This is a genomic window from Nonomuraea purpurea (assembly GCF_042650645.1).
Lineage (GTDB): Bacteria > Actinomycetota > Actinomycetes > Streptosporangiales > Streptosporangiaceae > Nonomuraea > Nonomuraea purpurea.
In genome coordinates, this window is the sequence record NZ_JBHSBI010000008.1 from 54,162 (window position 1) to 75,734 (window position 21,573).

17 protein-coding genes are annotated in these 21,573 nt (G+C 67.9%); 10 read left to right on the forward strand and 7 right to left on the reverse strand.

Annotation, left to right across the window (positions count from 1 at the left end; translation table 11 throughout):
- Positions 1–38: 38 nt before the first annotated feature.
- Complete coding sequence (locus ACFOY2_RS17285; protein ID WP_379529054.1) at positions 39–485, forward strand: hypothetical protein; 447 nt, start codon at positions 39–41, stop codon at positions 483–485.
- 129 nt (positions 486–614) lie between these two features.
- Here ACFOY2_RS17285 and ACFOY2_RS17290 read toward each other — a convergent pair whose 3' ends face one another.
- The 3 genes from ACFOY2_RS17290 to ACFOY2_RS17300 are packed head-to-tail and all read right to left on the reverse strand — an operon-like array spanning position 615 to position 5,833.
- Complete coding sequence (locus ACFOY2_RS17290) at positions 615–2,060, reverse strand: non-reducing end alpha-L-arabinofuranosidase family hydrolase (RefSeq protein ID WP_379529055.1); 1,446 nt, start codon at positions 2,058–2,060, stop codon at positions 615–617.
- A 12-nt stretch (positions 2,061–2,072) separates the two neighbouring features.
- Complete coding sequence (locus ACFOY2_RS17295) at positions 2,073–3,665, reverse strand: glycoside hydrolase family 43 protein (RefSeq protein ID WP_379529056.1); 1,593 nt, start codon at positions 3,663–3,665, stop codon at positions 2,073–2,075.
- Entirely contained in the window at positions 3,662–5,833 is a 2,172-nt protein-coding gene (locus ACFOY2_RS17300; RefSeq protein ID WP_379529057.1) for a beta-L-arabinofuranosidase domain-containing protein, read from the reverse strand. The genes ACFOY2_RS17295 and ACFOY2_RS17300 overlap by 4 nt, the downstream gene beginning before the upstream one ends.
- Positions 5,834–6,367: 534 nt before the next feature.
- Between ACFOY2_RS17300 and ACFOY2_RS17305 the strand changes: the two genes are divergently transcribed.
- Entirely contained in the window at positions 6,368–7,621 is a 1,254-nt protein-coding gene (locus ACFOY2_RS17305; protein ID WP_379529058.1) for a glycoside hydrolase family 30 beta sandwich domain-containing protein, read from the forward strand.
- Between the two features lie 19 nt (positions 7,622–7,640).
- Positions 7,641–8,144 (forward strand): topology modulation protein, encoded by a 504-nt coding sequence (locus tag ACFOY2_RS17310; RefSeq protein WP_379529059.1) that lies wholly within the window; start codon positions 7,641–7,643, stop codon positions 8,142–8,144.
- Positions 8,145–8,152: 8 nt separating this feature from the next.
- On the opposite strand, the gene ACFOY2_RS17315 is transcribed toward ACFOY2_RS17310, so the two are convergent.
- Positions 8,153–9,169 carry a LacI family DNA-binding transcriptional regulator gene (locus tag ACFOY2_RS17315; RefSeq protein ID WP_379529060.1) on the reverse strand — a complete coding sequence of 339 codons (1,017 nt, stop codon included), beginning with the start codon at positions 9,167–9,169 and terminating at the stop codon, positions 8,153–8,155.
- A gap of 219 nt (positions 9,170–9,388) precedes the next feature.
- On the opposite strand from ACFOY2_RS17315, the gene ACFOY2_RS17320 reads away from it, so the two are divergent.
- Genes ACFOY2_RS17320 through ACFOY2_RS17335 form a run of 4 tightly spaced genes read left to right on the forward strand, consistent with a single transcriptional unit; the run spans position 9,389 to position 14,110 of the window.
- Positions 9,389–10,870: an ABC transporter substrate-binding protein gene (locus ACFOY2_RS17320; RefSeq protein WP_379529061.1), complete on the forward strand. Its 1,482-nt coding sequence runs from the start codon at positions 9,389–9,391 to the stop codon at positions 10,868–10,870.
- Positions 10,871–10,881: 11 nt separating this feature from the next.
- Positions 10,882–11,805: a carbohydrate ABC transporter permease gene (locus ACFOY2_RS17325; RefSeq protein WP_379529062.1), complete on the forward strand. Its 924-nt coding sequence runs from the start codon at positions 10,882–10,884 to the stop codon at positions 11,803–11,805.
- A complete protein-coding gene (locus ACFOY2_RS17330) occupies positions 11,802–12,644 on the forward strand; it encodes a carbohydrate ABC transporter permease (protein WP_379529063.1) in 843 nt (280 codons plus the stop codon). Before ACFOY2_RS17325 ends, ACFOY2_RS17330 begins: the two co-directional genes overlap by 4 nt.
- A gap of 23 nt (positions 12,645–12,667) precedes the next feature.
- Positions 12,668–14,110 carry a sulfatase family protein gene (locus ACFOY2_RS17335; RefSeq protein WP_379529064.1) on the forward strand — a complete coding sequence of 481 codons (1,443 nt, stop codon included), beginning with the start codon at positions 12,668–12,670 and terminating at the stop codon, positions 14,108–14,110.
- A 4-nt stretch (positions 14,111–14,114) separates the two neighbouring features.
- Here the strand turns inward: ACFOY2_RS17335 and ACFOY2_RS17340 are convergent, their stop codons facing one another.
- From ACFOY2_RS17340 to ACFOY2_RS17350, 3 genes are all read right to left on the reverse strand, one after another.
- Positions 14,115–15,281, reverse strand: a complete 1,167-nt coding sequence (locus ACFOY2_RS17340; protein ID WP_379529065.1) for a hypothetical protein — start codon at positions 15,279–15,281, stop codon at positions 14,115–14,117.
- A gap of 80 nt (positions 15,282–15,361) precedes the next feature.
- Entirely contained in the window at positions 15,362–16,399 is a 1,038-nt protein-coding gene (locus ACFOY2_RS17345; RefSeq protein WP_379529066.1) for a LacI family DNA-binding transcriptional regulator, read from the reverse strand.
- A gap of 39 nt (positions 16,400–16,438) precedes the next feature.
- A complete protein-coding gene (locus ACFOY2_RS17350; protein ID WP_379529067.1) occupies positions 16,439–17,944 on the reverse strand; it encodes a sulfatase-like hydrolase/transferase in 1,506 nt (501 codons plus the stop codon).
- 249 nt (positions 17,945–18,193) lie between these two features.
- Here ACFOY2_RS17350 and ACFOY2_RS17355 point away from each other — a divergent pair, with 249 nt between their 5' ends.
- The 3 genes from ACFOY2_RS17355 to ACFOY2_RS17365 are packed head-to-tail and all read left to right on the forward strand — an operon-like array spanning position 18,194 to position 21,538.
- The gene (locus ACFOY2_RS17355) at positions 18,194–19,693 is read left to right on the forward strand and encodes an ABC transporter substrate-binding protein (protein ID WP_379529068.1); all 1,500 of its coding nucleotides are present in this window, start codon (positions 18,194–18,196) and stop codon (positions 19,691–19,693) included.
- 22 nt (positions 19,694–19,715) lie between these two features.
- Complete coding sequence (locus ACFOY2_RS17360) at positions 19,716–20,660, forward strand: carbohydrate ABC transporter permease (protein ID WP_379529069.1); 945 nt, start codon at positions 19,716–19,718, stop codon at positions 20,658–20,660.
- Positions 20,657–21,538, forward strand: coding sequence for a carbohydrate ABC transporter permease (locus tag ACFOY2_RS17365; RefSeq protein ID WP_379529070.1), 882 nt, complete (start codon positions 20,657–20,659; stop codon positions 21,536–21,538). The genes ACFOY2_RS17360 and ACFOY2_RS17365 overlap by 4 nt, the downstream gene beginning before the upstream one ends.
- Positions 21,539–21,573: the final 35 nt, after the last annotated feature.

The window sequence follows — 21,573 nt, forward strand, 5'->3', positions numbered from 1 at the left end:
TTCACACGCACGGACACAACGGAATATCAGGACATCTCATGGCAAGAATCATCAGCGAAATTCTTGATCAACGCGAGATACAGAAGTACCTAGAAGGTGTCGTGGACCCCGACATGGAATGGGTGCTCGCGGACATCCACGCCGACGCGGAAGAGTGGGTCATCACTGTCGATAACGGGATTTCCATTAACGAGGACGACAGCGAGCGATGCCTTCTCAAATACGAGCTCTGGGATGGGCCGCCTCCACTGCTCACCTCCTGGGACAGGACCTGGACCGGAAGTGTGCTCCTGACCTCAGGAAAGGTCGCTGCCGTCAGCGGCTATTCCGGCGGAACGTCATACGGCGCAGCATTCGACCTTGGCCGGAGGGACACCATCTGGAATGTCGCAATCCACCGGAAATCCCTCGGGCACGATGAGTTCACGCCGGACATCGTCAGCTTCACCCTGCTGAAGCTGCGGTTCTGGCCCACGACGGCGTAAGACCATATCGATGATGGATCCCGCTTGGTGGCCGAAGTCAGCGGCTGGATCGACCCGGCGCTCCGTCGCTATGTGAGCGCTGACATTTCTGCATGGCGGGCGCGGTCTTGAGCCGCGCCCGCCACACCGTTAGCGCTGCAGTGTCAGCAGAGCCGGCCGGTAGGGCAGGAGGCCGTAGTCGCCGCCGGAGTTGGGGTTGCGTCCCTGGTAGAGCAGTTGGAGGTTGCAGGGGTCAACGGTCATGGTCTGGTCGGCGCCGGCGCGGATCAGTTCGCCGTGGCTGATGTCGTTGGTCCAGGTGGCGCCGCTGTTGGCCTTGCCGGCGAAGGGGTTGCTCTCGGTCGCGGCCTGCGGTGTCCATGAGCCGTTCAGGCTGGTGGCGGTGAAGGAGCGGAAGTAGCGGCCCTGCGCGCCGATCGCTTCGACGATCATGAGGTATTTGGTCTGGCCCTGGAGCTTGTAGACCTGGACGGCTTCGAACAGGTTGTTCCTCGTGTCGCTCATGACCACCGTCGATGTGGCGCCGAAACTGCCCGGGAAATTTCCGATGGGCATGCCGGCCCGGTAGATCTTGCCGTTGTCCCCGGCGAAGAACAGGTACATGTTCGTGCCGTCACCGATGAGCGTCTGGTCGATGGGTCCTGTTCCCGAGTCTGAGATGCTTCCCGAGAAGAGCACCTGCTGCGCTGACCAGCCATTCGGATTGGCAGGGTCGCTGGAGGTCCTGTAGGAGAAGGCGGTCCCGCCCCACTGGTAGGCGAGCACCCAGATGTTCTTGGGGGCGAAGTAGAACAGGGTGGGTGCGACGGTGGAGTTGGTCATGGTGTTCTGGCCGGCCGAGGCCATGTCGGACCAGTTGGTGAAGAGGCCGAAGTTCATCGAACCCCATCTCGTCCCCGTGTCGTGCGTCGTGGCGTAGACGAGATGCCTGCCGTTGTAGGGGGCGACGGTGAAGTCCTTGAGCGAGACCCACCCCGACTTCGGGTTGGCCAGCGGGCCGGTCGAACTCCAGCGGTAGGTCGAGGGAAGATCGCACGCACCGGGGTTGCCGCCGCCGACCTGGACGAGCTGCCACTGCTGGTTGGTGCCGCCCCAGTCGTCGTACTGGACGATGTTGGCGTCGTCGGCGGTGGAGGCGCCCTGGACCTCCAGGGCCTTGTTACTGTGGCGCGAGACGAACCTCACGTAGCCGTCGGAGCTGTCGGCCAGCCGCCACTGCTGGTTGGTGCCGTTGCCGTCGGCCCACTGGACGATCGCGCCGCCGTTGGCGGTGGAGAAGTTGTAGACGTCGAGCACCTTGCCGGAGTGGCGGGACTTGATGCGGTAGTAGCCGCCGCCGGAGTCGACGAACTGCCATTGCTGCTGGTTCTGGTTGTTCCTGGTCCACTGGGTGATGCGGCCGCCGTCGGCGGTCGAGAGGTTGTAGACGTCCAGGGCCTTGCCGCTGTTGCGGTTGACCAGGACGTACCAGGCGTTGGTGTCGACGGTGGCCGCGTTGGCGGGCTGACCGGCGACGAACAGGCTCGCCAGTAAGGTCGCCAGCGTCGCGAGGACGGCCAGGTATCTGACTTTCATGGTGTGCTCCCATTAGGGGGTGGTGAGGTCGAAGCGGCGCACGGTCACCGCGCCGCCGAGCGACTGGGTGGCGTAGTTGAAGATCCCGAAGCGGTAGCCCATGAAGAACTGCCAGGCGTTGTTCAGGGTGAAGGCCGGGCCGAGGCTGACGAAGGTGCCGCCGTCGGTGCTGTAGGAGAAGCGGGCCTGCCTGCCGGAGCCCGGCCGGATGTCGGCGTTGACGCGTAACCAGATCCGGCCGCCCGAGATGTTCGCGCTCGCCGCCTCGGCGCCGGTGCCGGTGGTCTGCCACGAACTGTTCATGGTCAGCCCGTTGGTCATCACGACCCGGTTGACGCCGTTGTCGCGTTTGACGCCGATCCAGGCCGACTGGTCACGCAACATGGCCAGCCCGGCGCGGTCGCCATTGGTCATCTGCGAGTAGTCGAGTTCGATCGTCGCCGTCGACGACGGGCCCTGGATGCGGTGAGTCAGGGTGTTACGGGCGTTGTAGAGGTCGCCTGTAACGGTCGCGGTCTGCAGGCGCAGGCCGTTGCCGGTGGAGAAGCGGCTGGTGTCGGGATTGTGGTTCCATTCCCAGCGGTGGCCGAGGCCGCTCGAGGTGAAGGCATCGGGGCCGATCATGGGCGCCACGGTCCGGCTGGTCTGGATGTCCGGCCTCGGGTAGGTGGCGCTCCAGCCGCCGTTGACGGTCTGCACGGTCGGCCAGTCATTGGTCCAGGTGATCGGCGCGAGCGCCGGGACGCGGCGGCCGGGGTAGGCGTCGACGAACGACATGTAGTACCAGGCGCCGTTCTGGGTCTGGACGAGCCCGCCCTGGTGGGGCACGCCGCCGCCGGAGATGGGGCCGGGCATGTCGAGCAGGACCTGGCGCATCTCGTACGGACCCCAGGGCGAGGTGGAGCGGAGCACGTACTGGCCGTTGGCGGGGCGGGTCAGCCAGATGTAGTAGTAGCCGTTTCGCTTGTAGAAGCGGGCGCCTTCCAGGGTGCCGACGTTGCTCGGGGTCTGGAACACCTGCTGGGCGCGGACCTGGCTGAGGCCGTCCGAGGACAGTTGGGCGACGCTGATGGTGCTGTTGCCGTAGGCGACGTACATGGTGTCGTTGGTGTCGATCAGCAGGCCGGCGTCGTAGTAGCAGTTGTTGATCTGCGAGCGCTTGGTCCACGTGCCGTCGACGGCGGAGGCGGTGTAGACGTAGGTGCGGTTGAACTCGACGCAGCCGATCCAGTAGTAGGTGCTGTTGCCGGGCCGGTAGTTCAGGGTCGAGGCCCAGATGCCCTTCACGTACGCCCGGCCGCCGTTGAGGTCGTAGGCCCCCGAGTTGAAGTCGAGCCTCGGGACCGAATGACCGGCGTACTCCCAGTCGACCAGGTTGTAGGAGCGCAGGATCGGCGCGCCCGGCGAGTAGTGCATCGTCGAGGCCGAGTAATAGTAGGCGTCGCCGACCCGGATGATGTCGCCGTCGGCGAAGTCCTGCCAGACGACCGGGTTGGTGTAGTCGCCGGCGGCGGAGGCACTCTGGTTGCCGCTCGCAGACGCCGGGGCCGTGAGGAACACGCCCATGAGAAGCAGAGACGAGACAATCGCGAGCACCCGCCTCACAGGAACCTCCAGAGGTTGTTGTTCGAGCCGTCGTCGTCGGCGAGCACGACCTGCGCGCCCTGGGACGTCCCGCCGAGGCCGAGAACCCGTCCGCCGTTGGCGCACTGGATGCGGAAGGCGGCGGCCGACCCGTAGCGGAGCCGCCAGCGGTGGTCGGCGGTGCCGTTGTCGGTCCACTGGACGGCCGGACCGCCGTCTGCGGTGGACATGTTCTGGATGCCGAGGGCCAGCCCGCTGGCCACGTTGAGCAGCCGGAAGGTGGCCGCGCCGGTACCGCCCTGGCCGGCGGTGTTCCAGTAGACGACGTAGTTGTGGTCGTGGGCGTCGTAGAACGGCCCCAGCTGGACCGATGTCTCATTGGCGGTGGCCGTGAAGGCCAGGGACGAGGTGCTGGTGCGGGTGATCGATGCGGCGGTCAGGGCCGGGGCCGAGGACAGGCTGGTGTTGCCGTAGTTGCCCGACAGTACGACAGGGCCGTAGGTGACGGCCTGCACGTTGGGGTTGTCGTTGGCGGCCTTCATGACCGCCCGCATGGGCAGCCGCACGGTCACGGTGTCGCCCGACGTCCACGACCGGGTGAGGTCGGCGTAGGTGCCCGGGGTGACGGAGACGTTCTGCTGCGCGCCGTTGACGCTGATGGTCGCACCCTGGGTCCAGGCCGGGATGCGGATGCGCATCGTCCACGATCCGCTCGCATTGCCGGTGACCTGCAGGGACGTGGTGTCGTTGACCGGGTAGGAGGTGGTTTGGGTGACCGTGATGCCGCGTTGGCTCCAGTTGAGCGTGGAGGGCGCGAAAAGGTTCACGAACAGCGTGGTGCCGTTGTGGAAGTAGATCGAGTCCATCAGCTTGGTATTGGTCTCGATGCCGGTGCCCTGGCAGCACCAGAAGGAGTTGTAGTCCGTGCTCCAGGTGCCCCCGCCCCAGGCCGGGCCGACGCCCCGGCGCCCGCCGGGGTTGAGCGGGGTGAAGTAGGTGACGTGCCCGCGTGCGTCGGCCGGGTTCTGCTGCCCGAGCAGATGGTTGAGCAGGGCGTTCTCGTAGTAGTCGAAGTAGTCGGCCCGGGTCGGCGACAGCAGCCACAACTCCCGGGTCAGCTTGAGCATGTTGTAGGTGTTGCACGCCTCGCCGGTGTCCCTGGCCAGGTGGGCGGCGATCGCGTTGGGGGCACGGAAGAACTCGCCCTGGCTGTTGGAGCCGTTCGCATACGTGTGCGCGCCGATGGTGATGGACCAGGCGTTGGCGGCGATGTCGCGGTAACGGGTGGTGCCTGTCGCCTTGTACTCCCGGGCCGCCCCGATCCATTTGGGCACCTGGGTGTTGGCGTGCAACCCGTTGAGCTGGTCCTGGTTCGCGGCCAGCGGGTTGAACACGGCCGCGTGGTCGAACCGCTGGGCCGTGGTCAGCCAGCGGGGGTCGCCGGTCATCTGGTAGAGGTCGGTCAGCACGGCGTTCATGCCGCCGAACTCGGTGCCGAGCATGGTCTGCATCTGGCTTGAGCTGAGCCGGGACGTGCGGGTGTCCACCCAGCCGGCCAGGGCCAGCAGGACGGTCCTGGCCTGGGTGTTGCCGATCAGCCGCCACACGTCCAGCAGCCCGGCCAGGGTCTTGTGGATGCAGTAGTAGGGCACGTTGCCGTTGGTCAGGGTGCGGTTCTCCAGCGCTGTGATCTCGGACTCGGGGAAGCCCGACAGGTAGCCGCCGCTGAACCCGGCGGCGCCGTTGTTGGCCTGGCATTTGGCCAGTTCGGCGACCATCTGGTTGGCCTTGTCCCGGCAGACGGTGTCGCCGAGCACGGCATGGGCCTGAGCCCACGCCGTCAGGAAATGGCCCTGCATGTGGGACCGGAACGGGAAGCTGGGCGCGTCCCAGCCTCCGTTGGACGCCGCGCCGTTGGTGGACAGGCGGTGGTTGGCCCGAAAGACGTACAGCAGCCGGTCGACATCGACGAATCGCAGGTAGTTCAGGGTGCGGTTCTGGTTGTCCAGCAGGCGGCCGGAATTCAGCCGGACCTGGCCGAGGTCGAACTCGTAGGCCGAGACGCCGATGTCGGATCTGGCCCAGGGGAGTGCGGCCAGAGCGGGGGACGCGCCGACCACCTGGCCGGCGGCCGAGAGCGCGACGGTCGCGCCGGCGGCCTGTAAGAGCTGACGACGGCTCAGGGACATGCGGAGCTCCTTCGGACGGGGCGGTGATCCGGCCGTGGCCACGCAACCGGTTCACCGGATCAGGCCGATGGAGCGACCGGCCATGGCTTTCGGCGCGGATACGCCTGGTGTTAGCGATAACATTCGATCCTGCAAAAGTGCGCGGCGACTCCGGTGACGGAGTACACCCGATGGTCGGATGCGGCGTCAACAACGGGCGTTTCTTGCTGCCTGGGCGTTGCTGTCAGAGCGTTGCCCCGCCTGGACGTTCGTCCGCCAGGAGATCACTCTGCGGTTCCCCCGCATGTGAAAGTTTCACAGAAGTTGCCAGGCCGGCATCTGGGCAATTTGCCGTCATGTTGAGTTAACTTGCCGCTCGGCCGCCGGGTGCAACCGCCGCTCACCGCCCTGTGGACGGTTGACGAGCCGTAGCAGGGGCTTTACCTTCCCGCTGGAGATGTTAACGCGAACAAGGGCGGGGCTCCCGAAAGTTTCGGCCGTCCGGCACCTCCTGTCGAAAAGACAACTGCGTAGCCATTCTGAAGAGGAGGAGACATGACGCAAGGCCGGAACGAGCTGAGCCGGAGAACCGTCCTGGCGACGATGGGGGCCGTGCCGGTCCTCACGGCCACGACGTCTGCCGCTGCGGCGATCATTGATGCGTCGGCGCAGCGGCAGACGATCCGAGGCTTCGGCGGCATGACCCACACGGCCTGGATCGGCGACCTGACAGCGGCCCAGCGGGACACGGCGTTCGGCACCGGCGAGGGCCGGCTGGGGTTCTCCGTGCTCAGGATCCCCGTCCCCGAGAACCAGGCGGACTGGAGCCGTGACCTGGCGACGGCGAGGCGCGCGACCGAGCTCGGGGTGAGCGTCATCGCCTCGCCGTGGAATCCTCCTGCCCGCATGGTCGAGACCTTCGTTCGCGGGAGTCAGACCGATGCGAGACGTCTCAGGTACGACATGTACGGCGCCTACGCCCAGCACCTGAACGACTTCAACGGGTTCCTGCGGAACAACGGGGTGAACCTGTACGGCATATCAGTGCAGAACGAGCCCGATTACGCGCATGACTGGACATGGTGGACTCCCACAGAAATAGTCAGATTCCTTAGGGAGAACGCCGGATCGATCGGCACCAGGGTCATCGCTCCCGAGTCCTTCCAGTATCTGAAGAACATCTCGGACCCGATCCTCAACGACGCCACGGCACTCGCCAACGTGGACATCATCGGGGCTCATCTCTACGGCACGCCGTTCGCGAACTTCCCGTATCCCCTCTTCAAGCAGAAGGGCGCGGGCAAAGAACTCTGGATGACCGAGGTTTACCACCCGAACAGCAGCGATTCGGCGGACCTCTGGCCGCAGGCGCTCGACGTGGGGGAGCACATCCACCGCGCCATGGTGAACGGCGAGTTCCAGGCCTACATCTGGTGGTACATCCGGCGCAGCTACGGCCCCATGCGGGAGGACGGTCAGATCAGCAAGCGCGGCGCCAACATGGCGCACTTCGCCAGGTTCGTCCGCCCCGGATATGTGCGGATCGAGGCGACGGCGAACCCGGCGTCGAATGTCTACGTCTCGGCGTATCGGGGTGGCAGTTCCAAGGTCGTCGTCGTTGCCGTCAACAAGGGGACCTCCGCGGCGAGCCAGCAGTTCACCCTGGTGAACAGCGCCGCCGCCAATGTCTCGTCCTGGCTGACCGACGCGAGCAGGAACGTCGCGCCCCAGGGCACGGCCGGCGTGTCGAACGGGTCCTTCACCGTCACGCTTCCCGCTCGAAGCGTGATGACCTTCGTGGCCGGCTGACTATGGTGGGCTGATACGGATGGATCGGGTGGTGGTCGTCGGGGCGGGTGGCAGCGGCAAGTCGTACGTGGCCCGCGAGCTCGGCCGGATCCTGGCGGCTCCCGTCACGCATCTGGACGCGCTCTACTACGACGAGGCGTGGAACCCGCTCCCGCCCGAGGAGTTCGAGGCCGCACAGCGTGAACTCGTGGCCGGGTCACGCTGGATCATGGACGGCAACTACAACAGCACCTTGGAGACCCGCCTGCGCGCCTGCGACACCGTGGTGATGATGGATGTCTCCACCTGGACGGCGATGCGTGGCCTGTTGTCCCGTCAGGCCCGTCACGGGGCGGGGCAGCACCCGTCGGGCGTCTACAACCGCATCAACTCGGACGTGATCGCCTACGTGCTCGGCTACCGGCGCCGGATGCGGCCCCGGGTGCTGGCCAAGATCCGCGAGTTCGCGGCCGGCAAGGAGGTGGTGTTCCTGAAGGGCCGCGTCCGGACGCGTCGTTGGCTGGAGGAGGTAGCGGGCCGCTGACAGGCGGCTCAGTCTCCGGCCGGTGCGGAGGCGGTGGAAGCGCGGTAGACCATGGACACGGGAAGGATGACGTCGTCCGGCGGTGTGCTTCTGGACGCGATGCGTTCGAGGAGGAGACGGACGGCGGCCGCTCCGGCGTCGAAGAACGGCATGTGGACGGTCGTCAGCGGCGGGATGGTCCGGGCGGCGACCGGGTGGTCGTCACAGCCGACGACCGAGCAGTCGTCAGGGACTCGGCGCCCTCGCTCGTGCAGCGCGTTGAGCACGCCGACCGCCATGAGGTCGTTCTGCACGTAGATCGCGGTGATGCCGGGGGCCCGGTCGAGCAGCCGGTGGGTGGCGGCGTATCCGCCCTCGACCTCCCATTCGCCGTCCTCGACGAGGAGGGGATCGTAGGGCAGGCCGTGTTCGGTCAGCACCTGCCGGTAGATGGCGGTGCGCCGCTGCGCGCTGTGACGTCGCTGGAAGCCGGTCACCATGGCTATCCGGCGATGACCGAGCGCGAGCAGGTGGCGGATCGGGAACGCCGCGGTGCCCTCGGACTCGAGGCCGACGAACGGGACGCCGCCGCCGGCGATGTCGTGCAGGCTGACGGAGGGAGGCCCGGCACGCAGCAGTCGGCCGACCTCCTCGTCCTCCTCGGTCGCCGGGGCGTTCATGATGATCCCGTCGACCCGGCGCTCCATCAGCACGCGCAGATAACGCACGCAGTCGGAGCCGTCCGGCTCGAGGCTGCTGAGGATCACGCTGAGGCCGTGCCGCCGTGCTTCGCGCTCGATGCCGACGAGGAACTGCGCCGGCGTCGTGTTGCTGAAGTCGACGGTGATCACTCCGAGGGTCAGGGAGCTGCGTGACTGCAGGCTGCGGGCCAGCGCGTTGGGGATGTAGCCGATTTCTTCCGCGGCCTCGATGATGCGTTGCCGGGTGGCCGGCGTGACGTTGCCTTTGCCGTTGAGCACTTTGCTCACCGTCTGGAAGCTCACGTTGGCGCGCGCGGCGACGTCCCTGAGCGAGACACTGGCCACGGCGGTTACCTCCGGAAGGCGAACGTTCGCATTGTAAGCGACATTACCAGTTGGTAAACAGCTCTTCAACGCCATGGCTTTCAGGGGTTGACGGAGTCGCGTGGGGTGGCACAGCATAGGCGAACGTTCGCCTTGGGATGTCGCCAGTGGCGAAGTCTTGCCCATCACCCCCCATCTCAGTTCTCGCGCATCGGTTCCGGCGGGAAGGAGAGGACCTCCATGACGACGTTCGGCCGTCGGCGATTCCTCGGGCTGTCCGGTGCCGCTCTCGCGGGCGCCCTCGGCGTCGCCGGGTGCACCCGCACCTCGCAGCAGGAGGCCGCCACGGCGGCCGGCGGCGGCGTGATTCGCTGGTGGGATCACTTCCAGCCGCTGAAACCGTTGAACGAGCGCATCTTCGCCGAGTACGGCAAGGCCCACCCGGGCGTTCGGGTGGAGCACGAGGTGTACAACCCCAACGAAATGGGCCAGGCGCTGCAGCTCGCGTTCAAGAGCAACCAGATCGCCGACGTGCACTCGATCGCCGGACTTGGATCGTCCGAGGCGTCCCTGGTCGCGGGCGGCTGGTTCTCGCCGCTGGCGGGACAGGACGCGATCCGCGCGAAGCTCCCCGCCGACAGCCTGCTCGAAGGGCTGCACGTCTTCGACGGCAAGCTCTACAGCTTCCCCATCTTCAGCGCCCGGCAGTACGCCACGCTCAACTGGTTCAACCGCGAGCTGGTCGAGAAAGCCGGTGGCGATCCGGACAACGGCCCGGCGACCTGGGACGAATTCCGCTCCCTCGCCGCGCGGATCACCAAGGACGGCGGCGGACGGGCCTACGGCTGGATCCAGGGCCTGCAGTTCCACGAGCGGCTGCAGAGCCACGTGATCGAGCTGGCGATGTCCGCCGGCGCCCCGCTCGCCATGGCCCAGGGGGAGAACACGATGGGTCTGGTGGACCCGCGGACCGGCGAATACGCCTTCGCGGGCGAGCCGTTCGTCCAGGCGCTGGAGTTCCTGCTGTCCCTGGTCCGCGACAAGGTCGTGTTCCCCGCCTCGACCTCGCTGGACGCCAGGACTGCCCGGGCCAGATGGGCGACCGGGGTGGCGGGCATGTTCTTCGACGGGTCCTGGAACATCGGGGTCGTCAACGGGCAGTTCAAGCAGTTCATCGACAAGGTCGGGATCGGTCCCATTCCCTCACCCGACGGCAAGCCGGTCCTCTACGGTGCTCCCGCCTCGGGCCAGTTGTTCGTGTCCAGCCAGTCGAAGCACGTGGAGACGGCCTCGGACCTGCTCGCCCGGTTCACCGGCCCCGAGTTCTCCAAGGGGCTGGCCACGTTCATGGACCAGGTTCCCCTCGACCTGGAGGCCGTGGCGACGGCGGAGGTGCATCCGTCCTACAAACGCGCGGCCGAGCTGTTCGGCCGGACCGTACGGCTCGCGCCCAGCCCCATCGCCCGCAACCCCGCCGTCGCGCAGGTGATGAACGAGATGAAGGCGCCGAGGCCCACGCTCGGCGAGATCACTCAGGGCATCCTCAGCGGTGAGGTCACCGACATCCGGAAAGCGTTGCGCGAATACAGCGGAAAGCTCACCGCCGAGCGGGAACGCGCCACGCGGGTCGTGTCAGGCAAGGGCGTGAAGGTGAGCCTGGACGACTGGAAGTTCCCGAATTGGCAGCCGGGCAAGGACTACACAGCGGAGATGTACCAGTAGCCATGAGCAGCGTGACGCGAAAGAGCTCGGGCCTCGCCTCCAGGATCTGGGCGGAGCGGTGGGTATACCTCTTCCTGCTGCCCACCCTGCTGTTGTTCGGCGCGTACACGGTCTGGCCGATCATCTCCAGCCTGTACTACTCGATGCTCGACTGGAACGGGCTGGGCAGCGAACGGCAGTTCATCGGCCTGGCCAACTACCGTGAGGCGTTCGGCGACCCGCTTTTCTGGACGTCGCTCGGGATCACGTTGACGATCATCGGGGTGACCGTGCCTCTGCGGGTCGGGCTGAGCCTGCTGGTCGCGCTCGTCCTGAACAACCCCAGGCTGCCGCTCGCCAAGCTGTTCAGAACCGCGCTGTTCGTTCCGGCGGTGACGACGACGGCGATCATCGGCATCGTCATGGGGTTCATCTTCGACCCCTCCGGCGGGCCGGTGAACCAGTTGCTGCTCGACCTCGGGATCGTCGACCAGCCGATCGACTTCTTGGGAGACCCGGGAACGTCCCTGTGGACCGTGATGGGCGTTCACATGTGGAAGTGGTTCGGCATCACCCTCGTCTATTGGCTCGCCGCGCTCCAGACGATCCCGACCACCGTGTACGAGGCCGCCAGGACGGACGGCGCGGGCAGCTGGGCGGCGCTGCGCCACGTGACGCTTCCGATGCTCAAGCCCTTTCTGGTCATCATCGTTCTCCTCACGGCCATCGAGACCATGCAGATCTTCGACCTGGTCCTGACGATGACCAACGGCGGGCCGTTCTTCTCCACCCTCGCCACGGAGGTCTACATCTACCAGCAGGCCTTCGCCAACTCCACGCCCCGGCTCGGATACGGTGCGGCGCTCGGCGTGCTGTTCGGGCTCGTCACGCTCGTTTTCGCCGCGATCCAGGCCATCGGCATCCGCTACGCCAACCGCGCCAGGAGCAACTCATGAGCGCCGCCGCCAATCGCCGCCGTCTCGGGATCTGGGCACAGGTGATCGTGCTCGCCGTCATCAGCCTGGTGTGGATCTACCCGTTGTTGTGGATCGTCTCGGCGTCGCTGAAGGATTCGCTGGGAGTCTTCTCCGGAGGGCTTGGTCTGATCCCCGAATCGTGGCACTTCGAGAACTACGTGCGTGCCTGGCAGGACGCCGAATTCGGGCTGTACACCGTGAACAGCGTGGTCGTCACCCTGGGAACGGTGGCGCTGGTCGTCCTGCGCTGCGCCCTGGCCGGCTATGTCATCGCCCGCCGGAACTTCATCGGCAAGCGGGCGGTGGTCGTCGTGCTCGTCGCGACGCTGTTCGCGCCGGGCGCGCTCACCATCATCCCGGTGGTCGAACTCAGCGACCTCATGGGACTGCTGAACTCGCGCACCGGCATCATCCTCGCCCTCGCGGGCAGCGGCCACGTCGCCGCCGTCCTGCTCTACGCCGGCTATTTCAGCCGCATCCCGCGTGAGCTCGAAGAAGCGGCGATCATGGACGGCGCCGGCTTCCTGCGCACGTTCTTCCGGGTCATGCTGCCGCTCGCGGGACCGGTGACCGCGACGGTGGGCGTCATGACCTTCCTGGCGGCCTGGAACAACTTCCTCCTGCCGCTGGTGTTCACCTTCAGCCGCCCGGACCTGCGCACGCTCTCGGTGGGCATGCTCGCCTTCCGCGGCACCAACTCCACCGACTGGTCCGGCCTCGCCGCCGCGGGCACCATCTCCCTGATTCCGCTGCTCCTCGTCTTCCTCGCGCTCCAGCGCCACTTCGTCGAAGGCGTCGCCGGGGCCGTGAAGTCCTGAAGCGCCCAACTCAAATGAGAGAAATGAACCGACCGAACATCCTGCTCATCTGCACCGACCAGCAACGCTTCGACGCGATGGGCGCCTACGGCAACGACGAGATCGACACGCCCAACCTCGACCGCCTGGCAGCCCAGGGCGTGCTGTACGAGAACTGCTACGTCCAGAACCCCGTCTGCGGCCCCTCCCGCGCCAGCCTGATGTCCGGCCGCTACGTCCACGCGCACGGCGCCTGGGCCAACGGCGTCGGGCTGCCCGCACACGAGCACCTGTTCTCGCGCACCCTGGCCGACCACGGCTACGACTGCGGCCTGGTCGGCAAGTTCCACGTCGGCGGGGCCTGCTTCGGCGGCCGTCTCGAACCGCGCCTGGACGACGGCTTCCGCGTGTTCCGGTGGGCGCACGACCCTTACCCGGGATCGTCCGAGAACGCCTACCACCGCTGGCTGCGGGCCGCACGCCCGGACCTGTACGAGGCCGCCGCCCAGCCCGATTCCGGGACGAGCTTCGACACGCTCCCGACGGAGTTCCACTACAGCCGGTGGATCGGCAACGAGACCATCGACTACCTGCGGCACTCGCGTGACGCGGACAAGCCGTTCTTCTTCGTGGCCAACTTCTTCGACCCGCACCACGGGTTCGGCGCGCCGAAAGAATACGTCGATCGTTACCGAGAAAAGCCTCTGCGGCGTCCGATCACCCGGGACCAGGAACTCGCCGGCAAGCCGCCCGTGCTGACCGAGGCCTCGCACCGCTCCTACGCCGGCCACGCCCGCGGCTATACGGAGTACACCGAAGCCGAGCTCCACGATGTCAGGGTCAACTACTACGCGATGGTGAGTTTCGTCGACGACGAGGTCGGCCGGATTCTCGCCGCTCTCGACGAGGCGGGCCTGACCGAGGACACATTGGTCGTCTTCACCAGCGACCACGGCGAGATGCTCGGTGATCACCAGCTCATGCTGAAGGGTCCGATGATGTACGAGTGCGCCGTCCGCGTGCCGCTCGTCATGCGCTGGCCGGCCGGGTTGCCCGCCGGTGAGCGGCGGGTCGAGCTGGTCCAGTGGATCGACCTGGCGACGACGTTCCTCGCGGCCGCGGGCGCGCCGCCGCTTCCCCGCGGGCAGGGGCTGAACCTCCTGCCGCTGGCCCGAGGGGAGCGGGACGCGCCGGTCAGGGGGTGGGCGCTGTGCGAGTACCGCAACAGCGGCCACCCCTATGAGGAGCCCGTGCACACCACGATGCTCAGGCGCGACCGCTGGAAGGTCGTCGTCTACCATGGCGCGCCGTCCACGACTCGGGCGCGCTGCGGCGAGCTGTACGACCTGGAGGCCGATCCGATGGAGCTGGACAACCTGTGGGACGACCCGGCTCATGCGACGACCCGGGCCGAGCTACAGGAGATGCTGCTCGACGTCCTGGTCGCCACCGAAGATCGTAGCCAGCCACGGACGGCGCACTGGTAAAGGTTCAGCTCCGCTGCAGCGCACGGAAGTCGTCGAGCCAGTAGCCGCGCCCCGACAGGACGCCCCGGGGCTGCACGGTGTAGGGGGCGTAGACGCTGTTGAGCAGCCACGGGGCCTTGTCGGGGCCGAAATTGGCGACCATCAGGTCGTCCTGCTTGAAGCCGTACGTGGCGACCGCGAGCCGCCCGGTGCCCCGGTACAGCTCCATCTGGTCGCGCAGGAAGCCCGCCTGGCTGGTGAACCACGGGCTGCCGGCCAGGAACTCCTCCCACTTCCGCTCGCTGAACGGCTCGTCGATGGCGGCCTTGATGACCTGCCAGACCTGGGTGCCGGGGGCGAAGCCGTACTTCTGGGCGAACTGGGCCGGGACCGGGTCCTTCAGGTGCTGCTGCCAGTACCAGACGAGCGAGAACTCGGTGACCAGGAACGTCTGGTCGGGACGCATCCGCGGCAGGATGTAGTCCAGGAACGGCTGAGCGTTCTCCGGCGCGGGGATGTGCGGGTGGATGTCCACGCCCTCGATCTCCGGCGTCTCGCGCACGAAGGTCATCCAGCGCTCGGCCGCCGGCGTGCGGCGGTCGGGCAGGTCGAGCCGGTTCAGCGCGCCCATGTAGAGCGTGGTGCCGCAGTCCGCGCCGCACCGCTCACGCCGGTAGTCGATCACGTGCCGGGCGACGGTCTCGTAGAAGGTGTTGAGCCGCTGGTCACGTTCGGCGGGCAGGCTCTCGATGAAGGGCTCGTTGCCGATCGTGAGGATGTCCACCTTGCCCATCACGGTGGGCAGCACCTTGTCCAGCCGGGCGAGCTCGGCGGCCATCTTCGCGCTGCCGGGTGCGGGGAAGGACGTCGCGTCATAGGGGAACTTCAGGCTGAAGACGGTGTCGAAGCCGCGTGCGGCCGCCTCGGTGATGGTGCTGATCGCGAAGTGCCCGGCGGGGTCGCCCTGGTCGGTGGCGGGCATCGGGAAGAACCCGCGGACCCACTGGGCGCGGGCCTCGCGCAGTTCCCGGTAGTCGAGGGCGTCGAGGTTCTGGTTGAAGTTGGCTCCCAGAGCGCCGTACGCGAGCGGTTTGTCGGTCACGGGTTCGGCTCCTTCCGCCGCGGCGGCGTGGGTGATGGTCGAGACGGCGAGGATCGCCGTTAAGGCGATGGCCGGCAGACGGCGCAGCATGTGACCTGCTTTCTCAGAAGGGGGCACATTCATGTTTGCGCTAACTTCAGCGGCCTGTCAACGGCCCCGGGCGGTGGGGGTCAGCGGCGCGGCGGCGCGGTGGAGGCCCGCACCACCAGCTCCGGCAGGACGAACCTGCTGGCCGGAGCGGGCGCCTCGGCCCTCTGCGGGGCCTCGATCTGCGCGATCAGGTGCTCGAGGCAGCGGCGGCCCACCGCGGCGAGGTCCTGGCGGACGGTCGTCAGCGGCGGGGTCAGGAACGGCGCGACGTCGAGGTCGTCGAAGCCGACGACGCTCAGATCGCCGGGAACCCTGCGGCCCAGCTCGGCCGCCGCCCGCAGGACGCCCACGGCCATCTGGTCGTTGGCGGCGAAGACGGCGGTCACGTCGTCGCCGGCCAGCAGGCGGCGCGCGGCCTCGTACCCCGACTGCGGGGACCAGTCGCCGACGGCGGGCGGCGGGGCGGCGCGGCCCGACCGCTTCAGCAGCCGCTGCCAGGCGTCCCGGCGTCGCTGCGCCGGGTTCGAGCCGGTCGGCCCGGCCACGTGGTGGACGGTGGCGTGGCCGAGCCCGAGCAGGTGATCGACGGCGGCGCGGGCGCCGGCGGCCTCGTCCGTGCCGAACGTGGGGTGCCGGTGCGCCGACCTGCTGTCGACGATCACCACCGGCACCTCCTCGGGAAGCTGCAGGTGCGGGGTGTCGAGCACCCGGGCCTCGATCACGATCACGCCGTCCACCGCGCGGTCGGCCAGGCCGCGGACGGCGGCGCGGATGTCCTTCTCGGTCGGGCCGTCGACTATCGCGACGCTCACCGAGTAGCCGCGGGCCTGGGCGCCGGTCACGACGGCCTCGACGATGCGGACGTTGAGCACGGCGCTGAGGTTGAACATGACGACGCCGATCGTGCCGAACCGGCCGGTGGCCAGCGCCCGCGCGGCGATGTTGGCGCGGTAGCCGAGCTGTCTCATGGCCGTCTCGACCTTGAGCCGCGTGGCGGCGGTGACCCGGTCGTTGCCGTTCACGACCCGCGAGACGGTCTGTCCTGACACACCGGCGAGCTTGGCGACGTCCGCCATCGACGGGCCGCCGGACGCCCCCGTTCCTGGTTGCCGAGCCACGCGGGTGCTCTCCCTTCCTCGTAGCAGCGCTGAACAAGGTCAGGCCAGGCCCTGGTGATTGGCCCCTTCGAAGTCGCTCAAGGACGTGTCGTAGTCCTTGCCGCCGACAGCGTACATCGACGTCATCCAGTGGTGGAAATTGTCGCCGGAGGCCCTAAGCCGCTGGTAGAGACGGCCGATCAGCGCCGACTGGACCTCGCCGAGCGCCGGGTCGCCGTAGCGGTTGGTCAGCTCGGACGGATCTTCTTCCAGATCGTAGAGTTCGTTGACGCTCTCCGGGTTGACCACCAGCTTGAACCGGCGTGTGCGCAGCATGCGCTGCGGATAGGGGAAGTGGTGGCCGTGGAACTCCGCGGTGATGTCCTCGCGCCAGCCGGCGGGTTCTTCTCCCAGCGCGAACGGCACCAGGCTGCGGCCGTCGGCGTCCGGCTCGGGGCCGGCCCCCGCCAGGTCGAGTATCGTCGCGGTGAAGTCGACCAGGCTGACGAAGGCCCCGGTCGACCCGCCGCCCGGCGAGCCGGGCACACGCAGCAGGCCGGGGATGCGGTAGATGTCGTCGTACATGGCCGGGCCCTTGTCGTGCAGGCGGTGGGCGCCGGTGAACTCGCCGTGGTCGGCGGTGAAGGCCACGGCCGTGCTGCCGGTCAGGCCGAGCCGCTCCAGGGCCTCGGTCAGGCGGCCGACCTGCTCGTCGATGAGCGTCACATACCCCCAGTAGGCGGCCACGAGCCGGCGCGTGGTCTCCTCGCCGAGCGTGTCGTGCGTCCAGTGCTCGCTGTAGCGCCGCTGGACGGGCGGCTTGTTCTCGAACGTCTCCTTGATCGACTCGGGCAGCTCGACCAGGTCGGGCGAGTACATCTCCAGGTACTCGCGCGGCAGCAGGTAGGGAAGGTGCGGCCCGTAGAAGTGCACGGCCATGAAGAAGGGGCGGCCGTCGCGGTGGTGGTCCTCGGCGTAGCGTTCGAGCCGCTCGATCGTGCGGTCGGTGAGGAAGCGCTCGAACGTGGCCTCCGCCGGCTGGTGCAGGACGCCCGCGAGCAGGTTGCCGGGCTCCCCGTTGGGGAAGACCCCGCGCACCTCTTCGCTGATCTCGGGTTCCGGCAGGCCGTGGCGCTCCAGCCAGGCCAGGTAGTCGGGGTGCCCCACCGGGTTGTGCCAGCCCGGGTAGTGGGCGCCGTCGAAGCCGAACTCACCGGGGCCGCGCCGCCGCCCGACGTGCCACTTGCCCTCGATGCCGACGTTGTAGCCGCGCTCGCGCAGGCGGCGGGAGAAGGGCGTGAACTCCTCCGACAGCTCCTCCGAGTACCCCACGTTGCGCTCGTAGTTGGCCAGCAGCCGGTGCCGGAACGGCAGCACGCCGGTCAGCAGGCTGGCCCTGGCGGGGGTGCAGATGGCCGACGGGGTGAAGCAGGCGTCGAAGCGGGTGCCCGAGGCGGCGAGGGCGTCCAGGTGTGGGGTGGACACGTGGGGGTTGCCGTAGCAGCCGAGGGTGTCGACGCGGTGCTGGTCGGTCATCAGGAAGAGCACGTTCGAGGGTTGGCTCATACTGGGCCTCCATGCTTGTTTCCGCAAACATCGGATTCGCCGTCAGCGGTGAAGGTCATGGCGTCTGAGCTGCTTTTCAAAGAACCTCACCGTCATGACCTTGACGTTGATAGGGGACGGCCATAGGTTAGCGCAAACATAGATCCGCTTCGCGGGGGGTCCCTGAAGATTCAGGGCCGGGCGGGATCGTGACCGAGCCGACCACGAAGAGGAGTCGCCATGGGGTCGCATCGCCGGATCCTTGGAACCATGCCCGGCATGGCAGGCGCCGGGCGCCGTGACGTCAGCCGCCGCCAGTTCCTCGGCGGCACGAGCGCCGCCGTCCTGGCGGCCGCGCTGACCGCGTGCACCGGCGGCGGGCAGATGAGCCGCCAGGGCCAGGCCGCCGGCAACGCGCTGCAGTGGTGGGACCAGTTCAGACCGCTGACCAAGATGCTGGAGAGCGACCTCTTCACCCCCTACGAGCAGAGCCACGCGGGCGTCACGATCGAACGGCGCCAGATGGACCTGGCCGACCTGGGCCAGGCGCTGCAGGTGGCCAGGCGCAGCAACCAGATGCCGGACGTGCACTCGCTGGCGGGGCTGGGCGGAGTCTCCCCGGCCGCCCTGGTCAGCGAGGGCTGGTTCCAACCGGTCGGCAAGCTCGCCGACTTCGCCGGCAGCCCGGTCGCCGACCAGCTTTATGACGGCATCCACCGCTTCAACGGCGAGATCTACTCCATCCCGCCGTTCTCCGGCCGCTGGCACGAGGCGGTGCCGTGGTTCAACACCGCGCTGCTCCAGGAGGCCAAGGTGGACGCCGAGGACGAGCCGGCCACCTGGGACGACCTGCGCGAGGTCGCCCGTCGCGTGACCAAGGGGACCGCCGACGACGTGTACGGGATGGTGATTCCGCTCAAGGACCCCGCGTACCTGGAGGCGCTGGTGCACCGGCTCGCCATGGCCGCGGGCGCCCCCGGGTTCGGTGCCATCGACTGGACGACGGGCGCGTACGTCTTCGACTCCCAGCCGTACATCGACGCCATCGAGTTCCTCGTCTCGCTGCAGAAGGACAAGGTCGTCCACCCGGCGTCCGCGTCGATGGGGCCCCGCGACGCCCGCGCCCGCTGGGCCGCCGGGCAGGCGGCCATCTACCCGTGGGGCGCGTGGTTCATCGGCGGCCTGCGCGTGGACGAGCCCGAGGCGGTCGAGCGCGGGGTCGGCGTGTGGCACATCCCGTGCCCCGAGACCACCAGGAACTTCATCTACAGCCCGCCGCAGCCCGGCACGTTCTGGGTGTCGAGCCAGTCGAAGAAGGCCCAGGCCGCGGCCGATCTGCTGCTGCGGATGACCACCAAGGAATTCCAGCTCAAGCTGGCCGCCGCCATGGACCAGCCGCCCGCGCTGGCCGAGGTGGTGGAGGAGGCGCAGGTGCACCCCGCCTACCGGCAGTGCGTCGCCAACTTCCAGGACGACGTGCGCATCGGACCGGTGCCCGAGGTCGGCACGCCGGGTGTGTGGCAGGTGCTCGCCGAGATGCGCGACATCCAGCCCAACCTCGGCGGCATCGTCCAGTCGGTGCTGACCGGCGCCAACGTCGACGTGGGCGGCCGGCTCCGGCGCTTCAAGGACCAGATCAGCGCCGAGCGCGAGCGCGCCATCAAGGCGGTCAGGGAGGAGAAGGGGGTCGAGGTCAGCCTGGACGCCTGGGTCTTCGCCAACTGGGACCGCAAGAAGGACTACGAGCAGCAGGATTACGCCGACCGCTGAGAGGCGGCCGGACAGGAGCGCCATGACGACAACCCACGGGCAGACCCCCGCGCACTCCCGGCCAGGATGGCTGAGACGCCTGCGCGAGGACTGGTGGATCTACCTCTTCCTGCTGCCGACCCTCGTCGGGTACGGCGCGTACACCATCTATCCCCTCCTGGCGTCGTGGTGGTTCGCCTTCCTCGACTGGCCGGGCTTCGCCAGCGCCGGGACGTTCATCGGCGTCGAGAACTTCGCCCGGCTGATCGAGGACGATCTGTTCTGGAACGCCTTCTGGAACTCGATCGTGTTCCTCGTGATCGCCGTGCCCCTGCGGGTCGGGCTGGCGCTCGCGCTGGCGATCGTGCTCAACCGGAAGAAGACGCCGTTCAAGGGCTTCTTCCGCACGCTGTTCTTCCTGCCGGTCGTCACCACGGGCGCCATCGTCGGCATCGTGTTCACACTGCTGCTGGACGCCAGCGGCCCGGTGAGCATGTCGCTGGTCTGGGCCGGCCTGATCGAGTCGCCGGCGAACTTCGCCGCCGACGCCGGCACCTCGCTGTTCGCCGGGATCGCCGTCTGGGTGTGGAAGTGGCTGGGCATCACCCTCATCTACTGGCTGGCCGCGCTGCAGACGATCCCGCAGGGCATCCACGAGGCCGCGATGATCGACGGCGCGGGTGCCTGGGCGGAGTTCCGGCGCGTCACGCTGCCGCTGCTGGTGCCGTTCCTGGTGATCATCACGTTGATCGACACCGTGGCGGCGTTCAACGTCTTCGACCTGATGCAGACCCTCACCGGCGGGGGCCCGTCCTTCTCATCCGAGGTGATCGAGATCTTCATCTTCCGCACGGCTTTCCAGGCCACCGTCCCCCAACTCGGGTACGCCTCCGCCGCGGCGGTGCTGTTCGGGCTGATCACCATGGCCCTCGCGATCGTCCAGGCGCTGGGCATGCGCTGGGCCAGGAGCCGGATGGGCTCGGCATGACCGCGCCCGCGGCCACCGGCCGCCTGCTTGTCGGACGGGCGGCCCCGCGCCGCCGGCCGAGCGCCGGGCAGGTGGTGACCGTCGTCCTGCTGCTCGTGCTCGGCGCCCTGTGGATCTACCCGTTCGTCTGGCTGGTCTCGGCGTCGCTGAAGACCTCGCCCGAGATCTTCGGCACGGGGCTCGGCCTGCTGCCCGAGGAGCCGGTCTGGGAGAACTACGCCCGCGCCTGGAGCGAGGTCGGCTTCGCCAGGTATTTCGTCAACACCCTCGTCATCACCGTCGGCACGGTGGTGCTCGTCGTCGTGCGCAGCGCCCTGGCGGGCTATGTGCTGGGCCGCTACGACTTCATCGGCAAGAAGTTCATCATCGGCCTGTTCCTGGTCACGTTCTTCCTGCCCGAGGGGTACACGATCATCTCGATCACCCAGCTGACCGACCAGCTCGGGCTGCTCAACACCCACGCCGGCCTGATACTCGGCCTGGGCGCGGGCGGGCAGATCGCCTCGACCCTCCTCTACGCCGGGTTCTTCAGGAAGCTGCCGCAGGAACTGGAGGAGTCCGCCCGCCTGGACGGCGCGGGCCACTTCACCGTCTTCTTCCGCGTGATGCTCCCGCTGGCCTGGCCGATCACCGCCACGGTGGTCATCCTCACGTACCTGTTCGCCTGGAACGTCTACCTGCTTCCGCTGGTGTTCACGCTCAGCGAGCCCGACCTGCGGACGCTGGCCGTGGGCATGACGGTCTTCGTGGGCGAGCGGGAAACGGACTGGTCGGGGATGGCCGCGGCCGCCGTGATCTCGCTGATCCCGGTGATCGCCGTCTTCGTCGTCCTCCAGCGGAAGTTCGTCGACAGCATCGCGGGAGCGGTGAAGCAGTGACAGGAACGGAGTTCTGAAACATATGTCTGTCCATG